General features: G+C 57.2%; 13 protein-coding genes. 10 read left to right on the top strand and 3 right to left on the bottom strand.

What is annotated here, in order from left to right; translation table 11 throughout:
* Window positions 1–252: 252 nt before the first annotated feature.
* The 7 genes from mreB to tldD all read left to right on the top strand — a co-directional run bounded on the left by mreB (window position 253) and on the right by tldD (window position 10,540).
* Window positions 253–1,296 carry a rod shape-determining protein MreB gene (mreB, locus tag FDP13_RS16245; protein ID WP_012883014.1) on the top strand — a complete coding sequence of 348 codons (1,044 nt, stop codon included), beginning with the start codon at window positions 253–255 and terminating at the stop codon, window positions 1,294–1,296.
* Between the two features lie 101 nt (window positions 1,297–1,397).
* Entirely contained in the window at window positions 1,398–2,540 is a 1,143-nt protein-coding gene (gene mreC / locus FDP13_RS16240; RefSeq protein WP_143839899.1) for a rod shape-determining protein MreC, read from the top strand.
* Window positions 2,537–3,025: a rod shape-determining protein MreD gene (gene mreD / locus FDP13_RS16235; protein WP_033577509.1), complete on the top strand. Its 489-nt coding sequence runs from the start codon at window positions 2,537–2,539 to the stop codon at window positions 3,023–3,025. Before mreC ends, mreD begins: the two co-directional genes overlap by 4 nt.
* Before the next feature lie 24 nt (window positions 3,026–3,049).
* On the top strand, window positions 3,050–3,643 hold the full coding sequence (locus FDP13_RS16230; RefSeq protein WP_033577508.1) for a nucleoside triphosphate pyrophosphatase: 594 nt from the start codon (window positions 3,050–3,052) through the stop codon (window positions 3,641–3,643).
* Window positions 3,633–5,102 (top strand): ribonuclease G, encoded by a 1,470-nt coding sequence (rng, locus tag FDP13_RS16225; RefSeq protein ID WP_015848136.1) that lies wholly within the window; start codon window positions 3,633–3,635, stop codon window positions 5,100–5,102. The genes FDP13_RS16230 and rng overlap by 11 nt, the downstream gene beginning before the upstream one ends.
* A gap of 109 nt (window positions 5,103–5,211) precedes the next feature.
* Complete coding sequence (gene yhdP, locus FDP13_RS16220; RefSeq protein WP_143839910.1) at window positions 5,212–9,048, top strand: AsmA2 domain-containing protein YhdP; 3,837 nt, start codon at window positions 5,212–5,214, stop codon at window positions 9,046–9,048.
* Window positions 9,049–9,094: 46 nt separating this feature from the next.
* On the top strand, window positions 9,095–10,540 hold the full coding sequence (tldD, locus tag FDP13_RS16215; protein WP_033577507.1) for a metalloprotease TldD: 1,446 nt from the start codon (window positions 9,095–9,097) through the stop codon (window positions 10,538–10,540).
* A gap of 46 nt (window positions 10,541–10,586) precedes the next feature.
* Here tldD and aaeR read toward each other — a convergent pair whose 3' ends face one another.
* Window positions 10,587–11,531, bottom strand: coding sequence for an HTH-type transcriptional activator AaeR (gene aaeR / locus FDP13_RS16210; RefSeq protein WP_015848133.1), 945 nt, complete (start codon window positions 11,529–11,531; stop codon window positions 10,587–10,589).
* 335 nt (window positions 11,532–11,866) lie between these two features.
* Here aaeR and aaeX point away from each other — a divergent pair, with 335 nt between their 5' ends.
* The 3 genes from aaeX to aaeB are packed head-to-tail and all read left to right on the top strand — an operon-like array spanning window position 11,867 to window position 14,988.
* A complete protein-coding gene (gene aaeX, locus FDP13_RS16205; RefSeq protein WP_015848132.1) occupies window positions 11,867–12,070 on the top strand; it encodes a p-hydroxybenzoic acid efflux pump operon protein AaeX in 204 nt (67 codons plus the stop codon).
* Window positions 12,045–13,025: a p-hydroxybenzoic acid efflux pump subunit AaeA gene (aaeA, locus tag FDP13_RS16200; RefSeq protein ID WP_081979817.1), complete on the top strand. Its 981-nt coding sequence runs from the start codon at window positions 12,045–12,047 to the stop codon at window positions 13,023–13,025. Before aaeX ends, aaeA begins: the two co-directional genes overlap by 26 nt.
* Window positions 13,026–13,038: 13 nt before the next feature.
* On the top strand, window positions 13,039–14,988 hold the full coding sequence (aaeB, locus tag FDP13_RS16195; protein WP_033577505.1) for a p-hydroxybenzoic acid efflux pump subunit AaeB: 1,950 nt from the start codon (window positions 13,039–13,041) through the stop codon (window positions 14,986–14,988).
* 6 nt (window positions 14,989–14,994) lie between these two features.
* On the opposite strand, the gene FDP13_RS16190 is transcribed toward aaeB, so the two are convergent.
* A complete protein-coding gene (locus FDP13_RS16190; protein ID WP_027713364.1) occupies window positions 14,995–15,495 on the bottom strand; it encodes a DUF1543 domain-containing protein in 501 nt (166 codons plus the stop codon).
* A gap of 94 nt (window positions 15,496–15,589) precedes the next feature.
* Entirely contained in the window at window positions 15,590–16,138 is a 549-nt protein-coding gene (gene yjgA, locus FDP13_RS16185; protein ID WP_012883027.1) for a ribosome biogenesis factor YjgA, read from the bottom strand.
* Between the last annotated feature and the right edge of the window lie 132 nt (window positions 16,139–16,270).

Genomic DNA, 16,270 nt, shown 5'->3' with positions numbered 1-16,270 from the left:
GAACGGTATGGCGCGCACGAAAATGTTAGATTTTATGTCGGTGGTTCGCGCAATTTTCGGGGACAACTCGCAACAATCCCTGTCGCTGCCAGAAGGATCGCTGTTCTGCAGGCATTCATTATCATGGTAATTTGCGCAAACATCATTTTTTCACCGTAGCAGAGCCGGTTAGCGCCTTGTCGCTGTTGCGTGTGGTTGGTACAGTAAGCGGATTTCATTTCCGCCCCCAGCTTGCAGGATTATCCTTTAGTTATGTTTAAGAAATTTCGTGGCATGTTTTCCAACGACTTGTCCATCGACCTGGGTACCGCCAATACCCTGATTTACGTAAAAGGACAAGGCATTGTACTGAATGAGCCTTCCGTGGTGGCTATTCGCCAGGATCGTGCCGGTTCCCCGAAAAGCGTGGCCGCCGTGGGTCATGAAGCCAAACAGATGTTGGGCCGTACGCCGGGTAATATCGCCGCCATTCGCCCGATGAAAGACGGCGTGATCGCCGACTTCTTCGTCACTGAAAAAATGTTGCAGCATTTTATCAAGCAGGTACACAGCAACAGCTTTATGCGCCCGAGTCCGCGTGTGCTGGTGTGTGTGCCGGTCGGCGCGACCCAGGTTGAACGCCGTGCTATCCGTGAGTCTGCTCAGGGTGCAGGCGCCCGCGAAGTGTTCCTGATCGAGGAACCGATGGCGGCTGCGATCGGTGCCGGCCTGCCGGTATCTGAAGCAACCGGCTCCATGGTGGTGGATATCGGTGGTGGTACGACCGAAGTGGCGGTTATCTCGCTGAACGGCGTGGTGTACTCCTCTTCCGTACGTATCGGCGGCGACCGTTTTGACGAAGCCATCATCAATTATGTGCGTCGTAACTATGGCTCGTTGATCGGTGAAGCGACCGCCGAGCGTATCAAGCATGAAATCGGTTCTGCCTATCCAGGCGATGAAGTGCGCGAAATCGAAGTGCGCGGTCGTAATCTGGCGGAAGGTGTGCCGCGCGGTTTCAATCTCAATTCCAATGAGATTCTGGAAGCGTTGCAGGAACCGCTGACCGGTATCGTCAGCGCCGTGATGGTGGCACTGGAGCAGTGTCCGCCGGAACTGGCGTCCGATATTTCTGAGCGCGGCATGGTGTTGACCGGCGGTGGCGCACTGTTGCGCAACCTTGATCGCCTGCTGATGGAAGAAACCGGTATTCCGGTTGTGGTGGCCGAAGATCCGTTGACTTGCGTAGCACGTGGCGGCGGTAAAGCGTTGGAAATGATCGACATGCATGGCGGCGATTTGTTCAGCGAAGAATAATCCAGCCAGAACAAAGAGGGGGACCGATCGCATGGATGAAAATCTGTTGGATTCATCCCGCGTGGTAGCCCCCTTTTTATTGTCGAGGAATACGCAATTTTATGAAGCCGATTTTTAGCCGGGGCCCTTCCCTGCAACTGCGCCTTTTTCTTGCTGTCATTACCGCAATTGTCATTATTTTTGCTGACAGTCGGCTCGGTACGTTCGTCAAAATCAGAACGTACATGGATACCGCCGTCAGCCCTTTCTATTTTCTGGCGAATGGCCCGCGCGCCATGCTGGATAACCTGTCCGCCAATCTGACTTCCCGCGAGCAACTGGAACGGGAAAATACCGCTTTGCGTCAGGAACTGTTGCTGAAAAACAGCGATCTGTTGCTGTTGGGGCAATTCCGTCAGGAAAACGCCCGTCTGCGTGAACTGCTGGGCTCGCCGTTGCGTCAGGAAGAGCAGAAGATGGTCACACAGGTGCTGTCCTCCGGGTCCGACCCGTACAGCGATCAGGTGGTGATCGACAAAGGCAACGTCAACGGCGTGTACGAAGGACAACCGGTCATCAGCGATAAAGGCGTGGTGGGGCAGGTTGTCGCGGTGGGGCAGTTTACCAGCCGTGTGCTGTTGATTTGCGATGCCTCTCATGCGCTGCCGATTCAGGTGCTGCGTAACGACATCCGTGTGATTGCCGCCGGCAACGGCTGCACCGAAGATTTACAACTGGAGCACTTGCCTAACAATACGGATATCCGGGTCGGCGATGTGCTGGTTACGTCCGGTCTGGGCGGGCGTTTCCCTGAAGGGTATCCGGTAGCGGTCGTCTCGTCGGTAAAAGTGGATACCCAGCGCGCCTACACCGTTATTCAGGCTCGCCCTACCGCCGAGCTGCAGCGTTTACGCTATCTGCTGTTGATGTGGGGCGTGGACAGTAATTCCCGTACCGCGTTACCGCAGGACGAGGTACATCGGGTGGCGAATGAGCGCCTGATGCAAATGATGCCGCACGTACTGCCGTCGCCGGAGGAAATGGGGCCGCCTGCTCCTGCCTCGGCCAATACATCGTCGCCTGATTTCGTCGGCCCGCCGGCTAAAGCGGCTCCGGCAAAAGCCACTCCACCGAAAACGAATGGTGCGGCGCAGTCTAAGCCTGCCAATACGGCGACGCCTCGCAATACGACATCGCCGGCTATGAATCAGACGGCGCCGTCACCGCAGGGAACGTCACCCGCTGCGCCGGGAGGTAGCCGATGAACAGCTATCACCGACACGGTCACTGGATTATCTGGCTCTCTTTTTTGGCGGCGATGGTGCTGCAAATCATGCCCTGGCCGGATGAGCTTTATATGTATCGCCCCTCCTGGCTGACCTTGATCCTGATTTACTGGGTGATGGCGCTGCCGCACCGGGTTAATGTCGGCACCGGGTTTGTGTTGGGGATGATCACCGACCTGATTCTCGGTTCTACGCTGGGGGTTCGGGCGTTGGGGCTGAGTATTGTCGCCTATCTGGTGGCGTTCAAATTCCAGTTGTTCCGTAATATGGCGTTGTGGCAGCAGGCGCTGATCGTCATGTTGCTGTCGCTGGTATTGGATTTACTGGTGTTTTGGGCAGAGTTCCTGGTGATCAATGTCTCTTTACGGCCGGAAATTTTCTGGAATAGTGTTGTCGACGGCGTGCTATGGCCGTGGCTGTTCCTGCTGATGCGCAAGATTCGCCGCCAGTTTGCCGTTCAATAACAAGAATATGATAAGAGAAATGTGATGATCGATCTGTATCTGGCGTCAGCGTCGCCCCGCCGTCGTGAACTGTTAACCCTGCTGGAGCTGTCGTTCGATGTCGTGAAGATTGATGTCGTGGAGCAGCGTCAGCCGGGCGAATCGCCGGAGCAGTATGTCAGCCGTCTGGCGCATGACAAAGCATCGGCCGGCGTCGCGGCGGCAACGATGGATCTGCCGGTGCTGGGGGCGGATACCATTGTGGTGCTGAACGGCCAGGTACTGGAAAAACCGCGCGATGAAGACGATGCCGTTCGCATTCTGCGCGCATTATCAGGCCACCGGCATCAGGTGATGACGGCGGTGACGCTGGCCGACCGCCGCGAGAGCGTATCGGCACGAGTGGTGACCGAGGTGCAGTTCCGGCCCCTTTCCGATGATGATATTACAGCGTATATCGCCAGCGGCGAGCCGATGGATAAAGCCGGCGCTTACGGTATTCAGGGAAAAGGCGGATGTTTCGTTAAATCGATTTTCGGGAGTTATCACGCCGTGGTAGGGTTGCCACTGGTGGAAACGCTTGAATTGTTCACACATTTTTCTGCACAGCGTAAAGAACGAGGAACCCATGACCGCTGAATTGCTGGTAAATATTACCCCTTCAGAGACGCGTGTTGCCTATATCGACGGCGGCATTTTGCAGGAAATTCATATTGAACGTGAAGCCCGGCGCGGAATTGTCGGCAATATCTATAAAGGCCGCGTCAGCCGTGTGCTGCCGGGAATGCAGGCGGCGTTCGTTGATATCGGCCTGGACAAAGCGGCGTTTCTGCACGCGTCCGATATCATGCCGCATACCGAGTGCGTGGCGGGCGACGAGCAGAAAAACTTTCACGTGCGCGATATCGCCGAGCTGGTGCGTCAAGGGCAGGACCTGATGGTGCAGGTGGTGAAAGACCCGCTTGGCACCAAGGGTGCACGTCTGACCACCGATATCACGCTGCCGTCGCGTTATCTGGTTTTCATGCCCGGCGCCTCGCACGTCGGGGTTTCGCAACGTATTGAAAGCGAAGCTGAGCGTGAGCGCCTGAAAAAAACGGTGGCCGACTATTGCGACGAGCAAGGCGGCTTCATCATCCGTACTGCGGCCGAAGGTGTGGGAGAAGAAGAGTTGGCGCAGGACGCCGCCTTTCTTAAGCGCTTGTGGACCAAGGTGATGGAGCGCAAAAAGCGCAACCAGACCAAGTGCAAACTGTATGGCGAGTTGGCGCTGGCGCACCGTATTTTGCGGGATTTTGCCGGCGCGTCGCTGGATCGCATTCGTGTTGATTCGAAGCTGACGTACGATTCTCTGCTGGAGTTCACCGCCGAATACATCCCTGAAATGACCAGTAAGCTGGAGCATTACAGCGGCAAACAGCCGATTTTCGACCTGTACGACGTGGAAAACGAAATTCAGCGGGCGCTGGATCGCAAAGTTGAACTGAAATCCGGCGGCTATCTGATTATCGATCAGACGGAAGCGATGACCACCATCGATATCAACACCGGTGCGTTTGTCGGCCATCGTAATCTGGACGAAACCATTTTTAATACCAACATCGAAGCGACGCAGGCGATTGCCCGTCAGCTGCGTTTGCGCAATCTGGGCGGCATCATCATCATCGATTTCATCGATATGGCGAATGAGGATCACCGCCGTCGCGTACTGCATTCGCTGGAACAGGCGTTAAGCAAAGATCGGGTCAAAACCGGCATCAGCGGCTTCTCTCAATTGGGACTGGTGGAGATGACGCGCAAGCGTACCCGTGAGAGCATAGAACACGTGTTATGCAGCGAGTGCCCAACCTGTCGCGGCCGCGGGTCGGTGAAGACCGTGGAAACCGTGTGCTATGAAATCATGCGTGAAATCGTGCGAGTTCACCACGCTTATGACTCCGATCGTTTCCTGGTCTACGCATCGCCGGCGGTGGGCGAAGCATTGAAAAGCGACGAGTCGCACGCGCTGGCGGAGGTGGAGATTTTCGTCGGCAAGCAGGTTAAGGTGCAGATCGAACCGCTGTACAGTCAGGAACAGTTTGATGTGGTCATGATGTAACGTCATGCCGCCCATCGCCGGATGTCGGCCGACGGGCTTTCTCTGTTAAGGTTTTCGCTCGTCGCCGGTGACGAACAATGAGGAGACAGGTGTGAGGCGACTGCCCGGCATAAAGCGATTGCCCGGAATAGCAGCAGCGACGTGTGCCATTTTGGTTATTCTGGCTGCGCTGTTGGTCAGCGGCCTGAGAATGGTGCTGCCGACGCTGGATACTTTCCGGCCACAGATCGTGGCCTGGGCGCAGTCCGTTACCGGCCTGCCGATGGAGGTGGATAGCCTCAGCGGTAGTTGGGAACCCTTTGGACCGACGCTGGATATCACCAACCTGCGTATTCATCACCCGGATGCCGAGTGGCAATCCGAACGCATTTCAGTCGCGCTGGATGTCTGGCAGTCGTTGCTGCATCTGAAGTGGAAGTTCCGCGATCTTACGTTTTATCACCTGCAATTAGACATCAAAAAGCCGATCGACCCCGAAAGGCAGCGCACCCGCAGTTGGGAGCCGGATCAGTTCGGCTCGCTGTTCCTGCGTCAGTTCGATCACTTCGATCTGCGTAATAGCCGCATCCGTTTTCTGACCCCATCGGGCGCCCAGGCCGAATTGCACGTCCCCCAGTTGACCTGGTTAAACAGCAAAAATCGGCACCGGGCGGAAGGACAAATTAGCCTGTCGAGTTTTACCGGTCAGCACGGCGTGGTGCAGTTGCGTATGGATTTACGTGATGAACAAGGCTGGCTGAATAACGGCATGGTGTATTTGCAGGCCGACAATATCGACATGAAACCGTGGCTGGGCCGCTGGATCCGCAGCAACACCGGGCTTGAGAGCGCCAATTTCAGCCTGGCGGCCTGGTTGCAGGTGCGGGAAGGCGATATGTACGGCGGCGATCTGCTGCTCAGTCAGGGCGATGCCAGCTGGCGCGACGGCGCGACGTTGCACCGGCTGGGAGTCAACGGCATGACGCTGCACGCCAGCCGTTATCAAAACGGCTGGCAATTGGATGTACCGTCGCTGAATTTGTCCACCGACGGCGTCGACTGGCCGAAAGGACAATTGTCCGCCCTGTGGTTGCCGGCGGATAGCCAACTGTTGGGGCCGGACCGTCCGGCCGAGCTACGCATTCGCGGCCGTCACCTGGCGCTGGAACGGCTGGGGCCGCTGCTGCCGTTGCTCAGCACCACCACGCCGGAACTAAAAACCCGTTGGCAGGCATTGCAGCCGCAGGGGCAACTGACCACGCTGGCGCTGGATATCCCCTTGCAGCAGCCGGATCTGACCCGTTTTCAGGTGAACTGGCAGGATGTCGGCTGGCAAAACTGGCAACGGCTGCCGGGCGCGAATCATGTATCCGGCGAGGCAACCGGTAGCCTGACGCGCGGGCGGACGCGGGTAAATCTGGCGCAGAGTACGTTGCCGTATCAGGACATGTTCCGTGCGCCGCTGGATATTCGTCAGGCCGACGCTACGCTGGAATGGCGCAATAATGCGCAGGGTTGGGAACTGTGGGGGCAAGGGCTGGATGTGCGCTCCCGTTCGTTGTGGGCCAACGGTGATTTCCGCTATCGTCATCCTGTTCAGGGGGAACCCCGGCTGGATATTTTGGCCGGGATTCGGCTCGGCGATGCCGCCGACGCCTGGCGTTACTATCCTGAACCCTTTATGGGCAAAAATCTGGTGGATTATCTGACCGGCGCCATCAAGTCGGGCCAGGTGGATAATGCCACGCTGGTGTTTGCCGGTAACCCGGCTCAGTTCCCGTTCGAGCATCAGGAAGGGCAATTTCAGGTCTGGGTGCCGCTGGAAAAATCTCGCTTTGAGTTCCAGCCCGGCTGGCCGGCGCTGGATAACCTGGATATTACGCTGAATTTCCTTAACAACGGCCTGTGGATGCTGGCGCCGCAGGTGATGCTGGGCGATGCCGAAGGGCGCAATATCAATGCGGTGATCCCAGACTACAGCAAAGAGAAGCTGCTGATCGATGGCGACATCAGCGGTAGCGGCAAAGAAGTGAGCGATTACTTCGAACAAACGCCGATGAAAAACTCGATAGGCGGCGCGCTCAGACAGATCCAGATTGGCGGAGAGGTTCAGGGTAATCTGCATCTGGATATCCCGCTCAATGGTGGGATGGTAAAAGCCAGCGGTGATGTGGCGCTAAATAATAATTCTTTGTTTATCAAACCATTGGATGCCTCGCTCCAGGCAGTCAGCGGACAATTTCACTACGATAACGGCAACCTCGTCAGCCAAACGTTGCAGGCGCGTTGGCTGGAACAGCCCCTCACGTTCAACTTCTCGACTCAGGAACAGGAAAACGCGTTTCTGGTTGATGTGGGGCTGCAGGGAAGTTGGGCCGTATCCCGTTTGCCGTGGCTACCTAAACCCGTTGCGGCGGCGTTGAAAGGCAATGCCGGTTGGCAGAGCTCGGTGCAAGTGACGCTGCCTCACCGTGGGTCATCCAGCTATGAAGTTAACTTCCAGGGTGATTTGAAGGAAGTAAGCAGTTACTTACCTTCACCGCTAAATAAGGCGGGCGGCGCGGCGTTGGGACTTCAGGCTAATGCCAAAGGCGATGTACGCGGTTTCACGTTGAGCGGCACGTTAGGGAAAAAACAGTCTTTCAACAGTCAATGGCTGCTTAAAGAGAGCAAAGTGATATTGGCGCGGGCGGCCTGGCAGGAGGGTGCGAAACTTCCGCCTCTGCCGGATGATTCGTCGCTGACGTTGGCGCTGCCGTCGCTGGACGGCGAACGCTGGCTGGCGTTGCTGCCCGGTGTTCGACACACGGTAACCGAGCAGACGGCGGCCAGTCGTTTCCAGTGGCCGGACCGGGTAACGCTGATGACGCCGGAACTGAAGGTGCTGGGTCAACAGTGGCATGATCTGATGTTTACCAGCCGTACCCAGAACGGCGGCAGCGAAATCACGGCGGCCGGCCGGGAGATCGATGGCCGTTTGTTGATCCCCGCCGTCGGGCAATGGCGTAGCGATGTCCGCTATCTGTATTACAATCCGCAGTGGCAAGGCGATGATGCGACCAACCCGGCGGCGCTGGCAGAGAAAAAATCGCCGCTCAACGATCCGAGTATTCGTTTTGAAGACTGGCCGGCGTTGCAGTTTGATTGCCGGGAATGCTGGCTGATGGGGCAAAACATCGGTCAGGTGAAGGGATCGCTGCAACCCGAGCCGAATAAGCTGGTGCTGGCCAATGGGGTGGTTGATAACGGCAAAGCCAAATTAACGCTGGACGGCAGCTGGCAGGAGAGCGGCGAAGGCACCCGTACGGCGATAAAAGGCCAGTTGTCGGGCAACAGCCTGAGCGACAACGCCGACTGGCTGGGGCTGGCGACGCCGTTGCGTGCCGGTGCGTTCAAGATTGATTATGACTTGTACTGGCGCGGCTCGCCGTGGGCACCGCATATCCCGAGCCTGAGCGGCATTTTGAAAACCGATATCGGCAAAGGTGAAATCGTTAACGTCGGCACCGGCCAGGCCGGGCAATTATTGCGTCTGGTGAGTTTCGATGCGTTGCTGCGTAAGCTACAGTTTGATTTCAGCGATACGTTCGGCAAAGGCTTTTACTTTGATTCGGTTCGCAGTACGGCGTGGATAAAAGACGGGGTGTTGCACACCGATAATTTGCTGGTCGATGGCCTGGAAGCGGATATTGCTATGAAGGGCGATATCGACCTGGTAAAACGCGACGTTTCGATGGAAGCCGTCGTCGCGCCGGAAATTTCCGCAACGGTCGGCGTAGCCACCGCCTTTGCGGTGAACCCGGTTATCGGGGCGGCGGTGTTTGCCGCCAGTAAAGTGCTGGGGCCGCTGTGGAGTAAAATTTCCCTGATTCGTTACCATATTTCCGGTAGTGTGGATCAACCAAAGATTCAGGAAGTAGTGCGTGAACCGCAAAAAGCCAATGCCGCCGGTGCGGCAGGCCAGTAACGGCGGTCTGGTTATCTGATGACATTGACAATAAGAGTGACATTCTATGAGTCTGACATTTGTCAGTGAGCAATTACTCACAGCCAATAAACTGAGCCATCAGGATCTTCAGTCCATTTTGGGCTCGTTGAGTGAACGGCGTCTTGACTACGCCGACCTGTATTTTCAGTCGAGCTATCATGAGTCCTGGGTGCTGGAAGACCGCATCATCAAGGACGGTTCTTATCATATCGATCAAGGGGTCGGGATCCGCGCCATCAGCGGTGAAAAGACCGGTTTTGCCTATGCCGACCAGATCACGCTCAATGCCTTGCAGCAAAGCGCGCAGGCGGCCCGCAGCATTGTGCGCGAGCAGGGCAACGGTGCGGTTAAAACGTTGGGCGAGGTGCCGCACCGCGGTCTCTACCCGCAGGCCAATCCGCTGGATAGCCTGAGCCGTGAAGAGAAAATAGCGTTGCTGCAACGGGTTGACGCCACCGCTCGTGCGGCGGATTCTCGCGTGCAGGAAGTGACCGCCAGCCTGACTGGGGTGTACGAGTTGATTCTGGTTGCCGCCACTGACGGTACGCTGGCGGCGGATGTACGCCCGCTGGTGCGGTTGTCCGTCAGTGTCTTGGTTGAGGAAAACGGTCGTCGCGAACGCGGTTCCAGCGGCGGCGGCGCGCGCACCGGCTACGATTATTTCTGGCAGCAGGCGGAGGGTGAAGTGCGGGCGGAAGCCTGGGCTAAAGAAGCCGTGCGCATGGCGCTGGTGAATTTGTCTGCGGTCGCGGCACCGGCCGGGCCAATGCCGGTGGTGCTGGGTGCCGGCTGGCCTGGCGTGCTGCTGCACGAAGCGGTCGGGCATGGTCTGGAAGGTGATTTTAACCGTCGCGGCACCTCGGTGTTCAGCGGGCAGGTCGGCAAACTGGTGGCGTCCGAATTGTGTACGGTGGTGGATGACGGCACGCTGGAAGGGCGTCGCGGCTCGCTGGCGATAGACGACGAAGGCGTACCCGGCCAGTACAACGTGCTGATCGAGAACGGCATCCTGAAAGGTTATATGCAGGACAAGCTGAATGCCCGGTTGATGGGCGTTGCGCCGACCGGCAACGGCCGCCGCGAGTCTTACGCGCATCTGCCGATGCCGCGGATGACCAATACCTATATGCTGGCGGGCAAGTCCACCCCGGAAGAGATTATCGCCAGCGTGGAGTATGGTTTGTACGCGCCGAACTTTGGCGGCGGTCAGGTGGATATCACCTCCGGCAAATTCGTGTTCTCCACCTCGGAAGCGTACCTGATCGAGAATGGCCGAGTCACCAAACCGGTGAAAGGCGCGACGCTGATTGGCTCCGGTATTGAAGCCATGCAGCAGATCTCGATGGTCGGCAACGATCTGGCGCTGGATAGGGGCGTCGGGGTATGCGGCAAGGAAGGGCAAAGTCTGCCGGTCGGCGTCGGCCAGCCGACCCTGAAGCTGGATAGCATTACGGTGGGCGGCACCGCTTAAGCGTTTTGCCGTTATCGTAACATCAGGCCGCCTGGTGCGGCCTGATTCATTTCTGCGGTTGCTCGCTCTGCGGTTGTTCCTGCCGGTATCCCTGATAAATCAGCGCCACCTTGTTGAAATACTCGGTCAGGTAGTTGATGCATACCTGTACCTTTAACGGCAGGTTGTCGCGGCGGGTATAAAGCGCGTACACCGGGCGTGGGTCCGAGTGGTAGCGTGAGAACAGGATTTCGATTTCACCGCGTTTGATCTCTTCAAATACCCACATTAACGGCACATAGGCGATACCGGCGCCGTTTTTCAGCCAGCGAATCAGTGTGACCGGATCATTGGTGACGAAGCGCCCTTGCGGCGTTAACCGGGTGGTGATGCCTTCCGGGGCGATCAACTCGAATTCACTGTCCGGGCGAACGCTGTACTCCAGCCAGGACGCGTTGCTCACATCACCGGGCTTTTCCGGCGCGCTGTGCTGTGCAAGATAGCTTTTGGCGGCGCATACCACCATCGGCATCGAGCCGAGGCGGGTGCTGTACAAACTGGAGTCTTGCAGCGCACCGACCCGAATGACGATATCCAGCCCATCGGCAATCAAGTCCGGTGCCGGAATGCCGCATACCAGATTGACCGACAAACCCGGATATTCCTTCAGCATGTCGGTGGTCATCGTAGCCAGCACATTTTGCGCCATGGTGGAGGAACTGCCGATGCGCAGCGTACCCGTCGGGGTGTTGTTGAACGCGTATAACTGCTCATGCACTTCATGTGCTTCGTGCAGCATACGGCGACAGCCGTGGTAATAAATCCTGCCGGCTTCCGTCAGCCCGATGCTGCGGGTGCTCCGGTTGAGCAGTTTCACCTGTAGCTCATCTTCCAGCCGGGTCACCGTCTGGCTGACGGCGGATACGCTCATAGCCAGCTGACGTGCGGCGGCGGTGAACGAGCCGAATTCCACCACTCTGGCGAAGACCGACATGCTCTTTAATCGTTCCATTATTAACCCTGGCTTAAAAGTGATTTAGATCACACTGCGTAGATAACATAATAATAACGTTTCATAATATAGCCTGTATGACCACAAAGCGCGGGCCTGATTGCCTGTCTTTGCCGCCGTGGTTATTCCGAAGGGTTAAAAACGCTGATTTAACACCGTGAACGAGATGCAGTAAATCAGCCCCCGCCATCGTGATTATTCAGTTAACGCTGTGTCTTTCACCTGCCGACGGTTGGTCGGCGGGAGAGGGTATTTTTCTGTCCTTCTCGCCACCGATACTCAGGGTTAGCGGTGCGAACGACAAGCAGCGTGACGCAGAACATAAGGAAAAGAGGATGAATTCACTCCCGGTTATGGTGCTATTCGGCCTGTCGTTTCCACCGGTATTTTTTGTGCTGCTGGTGACGCTGGCGCTATTTTTTGTCTGTACCCGCCTGCTGCATCCCACCGGTATCTACGACCTGGTTTGGCACCCGGCTCTGTTTAATACCGCGCTGTTTGTCTGCCTGTTCTATGCGCTGTTCCATTTCGGTCTTTGAGGTTGTTGTGAAAACATCTGTTGTGAAAGTCATTTTCAAGAAATTCAGCCGCATGGCCGTGACGTTATTGTTGGTACTACTGGCTGTGGTGGCGCTGGTGCGCGTCTGGTCGTTTTATACTGAATCCCCCTGGACGCGCGACGCCCGCTTCAGTGCCGACGTGGTGGCGATCGCCCCCGATGTCAGCGGCCTGTTGACCGATGTCAAAGTGCAGGATAACCAGCCGGTGAAACAGGGCGATGTGCTGTTCGTGATTGATCAGCCGCGTTATCAGCAGGCGCTGGAGCAGGCACAGGCGGATGTCGCCTATTATCAGGCGCTGGCCGATGAGAAAAAGCGCGAATCGGCGCGCCGTCAGCGTCTTGGGGTACAGGCGATGTCGCGGGAGGAAATTGAACAGTCCGGCAATGCGTTGCAAACCACATTACACCAACTGGCAAAGGCGCAGGCGGAGCAGGAGCTGGCGAAACTCGATCTGGCGCGTACGGTGGTGCGCGCCCCGGCTGACGGCTGGATAACCAACTTACACGTCCATGCCGGCGAATACATTACCCGTGGCGCTACTGCGGTGGCGTTGGTGAAAAAGGATTCGTTCTATCTGCTGGCTTACATGGAAGAAACCAAACTGGCGGAGGTACGGCCCGGTTACCGGGTGGAAATCACCCCGTTGGGCAGTAACACGATTTTGTTCGGTTCGGTCGATAGCATTGCCGCCGGGGTCACCAACAGCAGCAGTACCGCCGATAACAAAGGTCTGGCAACGGTGGATTCCAATCTGGAGTGGGTGCGGTTGGCTCAGCGGGTGCCGGTAAAAATTCGTCTTGAACAACAATGGGGCGACCAGTATCCGGCCGGCACCACCGCCACCGTCGTGGTGACCGGCGAACAGACCCGCAATACCAAGTCGATGTCGCCGTTATTGCAACTGCTGCATCGCCTGCGCGAGTTCGGCTAAGCAGGGGCTTATGATGAACAATCCCGCGTTTTTGCGCCTGCGGTTTGCCTTCAAACTCAGTGCGGCTATCGTGCTGTCGTTGGTGCTGGGGTTCTTTTTGCAACTGGAAACCCCGCGCTGGGCGGCATTGACCGCCGCGATCGTGGCGGCCGCGCCGGCTTTTGCCGCCGGCGGCGAACCGTTCTCCGGTGCGATTCGTCACCGTGGCATGTTGCGGGTCATCGGCACCTTTATCGGCTGCATTGCGGCTCTGGTGATTATCATCGCCACGGTGCAGGCACCGGTAGTGATGCTGATGCTGTGTTGCCTGTGGGCGGGGGTCTGCGTCTGGATCTCATCACTGATCAAACTGGAAAACGCCTATGTGTTTGCGCTGGCGGGCTACACGACGCTGATCATTATCGTAACCAGTCAGAGCGCGCCGCTGCGTATTCCGCAATTTACCGTTGAGCGTTGCAGTGAGATTGTGCTGGGTATCGTCTGCGCCATTTTAGCCGACTTGCTGTTCTCGCCGCGTTCGGTCAAGCAGGATATTGACCGGGCGCTGGATGAGCTGTTGGTCGGGCAATATCACTTGCTGCAAGGTTGTGTGAACGGCATGTCGAAACAGGCGCTGGATGCCGCGTGGAACGCACTGGTGCGCAAAACCCATGCTATCAACGGTATGCGTAGCGTATTGATGATGGAATCATCCCGCTGGCAGGGTGCCGGCCGCCGAATAACCACGTTGTTGACTCAATCCTGGATTATGATCACTCAGGCGTGCGAAATCCGGCTGACGTTACAGGAGCATCCTGATGCGGTTAAAGGGGCGATCGCCGTGATGCTGGAGCACCCGGCGGACAATCCGGCGGAGGTACAGCGGCGTTTGCGGCAGTTACGCCATCTGGCGGCGGCGCACGGCAGCAGCCTGCCGCCGACGTTGATAAGCTGGCTGGGGGCTGCGGCGCGCTACCAGTTGTTGTCGAAAGGCGTGAAAACCAATGCGCGTATTGGTCAGAGCGAAGCTGCGTTGCTGGATGCCGACGTACCGGTAAAAGCCAGCTCGGCGGAAACCCGTCATGCGATGATTAATGGTGTGCGTACCACGGTGGCGACCGGCCTGGGCTGTTTGTTCTGGTTATGGACCGGCTGGACCTCGGGCAGTTCATGCATGGTGATCATCGCGGTAGTGACATCGCTGGTGATGCGGTTACCGAATCCGGTGATGGCGGCGAAAGACTTTCTGATTGGTTCTTTGGTGGCGCTGCCGTTGGGGGCGTTGATGTTTATGCTGGTGTTGCCGTCCACCCAGCAAAGCCTGCTGCTGCTGTGTTTGAGTCTCGGCGGTATGGCGTTTGTCATCGGCATTGAGGTTCAGAAACGGCGGCTGGGATCGCTGGGCGCGTTGGCCAGTACCATCAACATTCTGGTGCTCAGCAATCCGATGAAGTTCAACCTGTCTCAGTTTCTTGATAACGCGATTGGGCAGGTGATCGGCTGTATGCTGGCTTTGCTCGTGATTCTGCTGATCCGCGACAATACCCGTGAACAAACCGGCCGTACGCTGCTGAACCGCTTTGTGTTCGGCGCGGTGTCGGCCTTGTCGACCCATGCGACGCAACGGCGTGAGAACCACCTGCCTGCGTTGTATCAGCACCTGTTTCTGTTGCTGAACCTGTTTCCCGGTGAAATAAGTCAGTACCGGCTGGCGTTGTCGCTGATCATGATGCATCAGCGTTTGCGGACGCTGGAACTGCCGGTCAGCCCTGTTTTGTCTGCGTTTCATCGCCAGATGCGGGCGACGGCGGAGCAGGTGATTGCCGCTACCCGCGACCGCAGCCACCATTTCGCCCGATTGCTGGCCCAGATGGATGAGTATCAGCATCTGTTGCGCGACCATCAGGTGTCGGATGAAGCCATTAATGCGGTTGGCCGCCTGACAGGACTGTTGCATCGTCATAAACATGCGCTTGGCGACTGATCCCGCTTACAGCGGGTGATACCCTTGCCACTGCGGCGATGGGATCTGTCCGGCAGGGTTGGCGTTTAGATGGATATACCAGCGGTCCAGCAAGGTGAGCGGCAGGCAGTCGTCCACATCGCGCAGATCATCCTTATGCTGCTGAAAGACATCGGTCAGCAGCACGGCTTTGGCGCGTTGTTGCGCGAGTTCCGCATCCGCTGCGACGAACAGCCCGAACTGATGCACCTCTGCCGGGTTGTGCGGCAGATATCCTCCCATGTTGATAAACCAGAGTTTTTCCTTCCCCTGAAACGGCTGGCGGCTGAGCGTGATGTCATAGCCGTCCGCCCAATGACAGGGGGTGTAGCTATCGACGTGAACCCGGTTTTTATCGCCGAACCAGTTGGCTTTTAAAAAAGGGAACCCGTCATGCGGGTGTTCTACCGCCGCGAACTGAATATCATGCAATTCGATATTGGCGCCCTGGGCGCGCCCGCCCACGTAATACATAAATAAGGTTGTCATGTGGGTTCTGCACTGGTGGCTTCAACCAAATAAAAACCGTTACACAAGGTGCCGGCGAGGCTGTTTGCCACAGCCTCACGGGCGCCGACCGACATTATTCGGCTTCCGCCAGTTCGCGCAGATATTGGAAAATCTGCCGGGCTGATTTGGGCGGTTTGTTGGCGGCTTTTTCTTTCTGGGCGTTACGCACCAGCGAGCGCAATTGCTGGCGGTCGGCCTGCGGATACAGCGCAAGAATATCGGGAACCGCACCGTCGCCTTCGGCTATCAACCGGTCACGCAACTGCTCCAGTTTGTGGAACAACGACACCTGTTGATTATGGCGGTTGCGCAGCTTGTCCAGCGCGGTCTGAATCGGTTCCGGGTCGCGGGCGCGCAGCATTTTGCCGATCAACTGCAACTGGCGGCGGCGGCCTTCTTTGGTGATGCGCTGCGCCAGTTCAATGGCGGCGCGCAGATCGTCGTCCAGCGGAATGCGTTCCAGCGCGTTCTTGCCCAGCTCGACCAGCTCGGTGCCCAACGCTTTGAGGGCCTCGGCATCGCGTTTAATCTCGCTTTTGCTGACCCAGATTATCTCTTCGTCTTCATCGTCCTGACTGGCGTCAGGGATCTCGTCCTGCCAGTCTTCGGGATGTTTGTTCATGGTAGCTCCCCAATAAAAGAGGCTGATCCTATCAGGTTATGGGCTGAGTGCGAAATTGTCCGCCGATCCTGTTAGACTCAATCACAGGCTACCTCGTGGTAAAACCGAGGTAAGGTAACGAATAGCAGGCGG

The sequence above is a fragment of the Dickeya sp. ws52 genome (assembly GCF_007210685.1).
Taxonomy (GTDB): Bacteria; Pseudomonadota; Gammaproteobacteria; order Enterobacterales; family Enterobacteriaceae; genus Dickeya; species Dickeya chrysanthemi.
Note: the sequence above shows the minus strand (reverse complement) of the source record. Positions and strands in the feature narration are given on the sequence as shown.

Coding starts and splice junctions, on each gene's coding strand:
- tldD (WP_033577507.1), top strand. CDS start 9,095: ATGAGTCTGACATTTGTCAGTGAGCAATTACTCACAGCCAATAAACTG.
- mreB (WP_012883014.1), top strand. CDS start 253: ATGTTTAAGAAATTTCGTGGCATGTTTTCCAACGACTTGTCCATCGAC.
- FDP13_RS16230 (WP_033577508.1), top strand. CDS start 3,050: ATGATCGATCTGTATCTGGCGTCAGCGTCGCCCCGCCGTCGTGAACTG.
- mreC (WP_143839899.1), top strand. CDS start 1,398: ATGAAGCCGATTTTTAGCCGGGGCCCTTCCCTGCAACTGCGCCTTTTT.
- aaeA (WP_081979817.1), top strand. CDS start 12,045: ATGCGCTGTTCCATTTCGGTCTTTGAGGTTGTTGTGAAAACATCTGTT.
- FDP13_RS16190 (WP_027713364.1), bottom strand. CDS start 15,495: ATGACAACCTTATTTATGTATTACGTGGGCGGGCGCGCCCAGGGCGCC.
- aaeR (WP_015848133.1), bottom strand. CDS start 11,531: ATGGAACGATTAAAGAGCATGTCGGTCTTCGCCAGAGTGGTGGAATTC.
- mreD (WP_033577509.1), top strand. CDS start 2,537: ATGAACAGCTATCACCGACACGGTCACTGGATTATCTGGCTCTCTTTT.
- rng (WP_015848136.1), top strand. CDS start 3,633: ATGACCGCTGAATTGCTGGTAAATATTACCCCTTCAGAGACGCGTGTT.
- aaeB (WP_033577505.1), top strand. CDS start 13,039: ATGAACAATCCCGCGTTTTTGCGCCTGCGGTTTGCCTTCAAACTCAGT.
- aaeX (WP_015848132.1), top strand. CDS start 11,867: ATGAATTCACTCCCGGTTATGGTGCTATTCGGCCTGTCGTTTCCACCG.
- yjgA (WP_012883027.1), bottom strand. CDS start 16,138: ATGAACAAACATCCCGAAGACTGGCAGGACGAGATCCCTGACGCCAGT.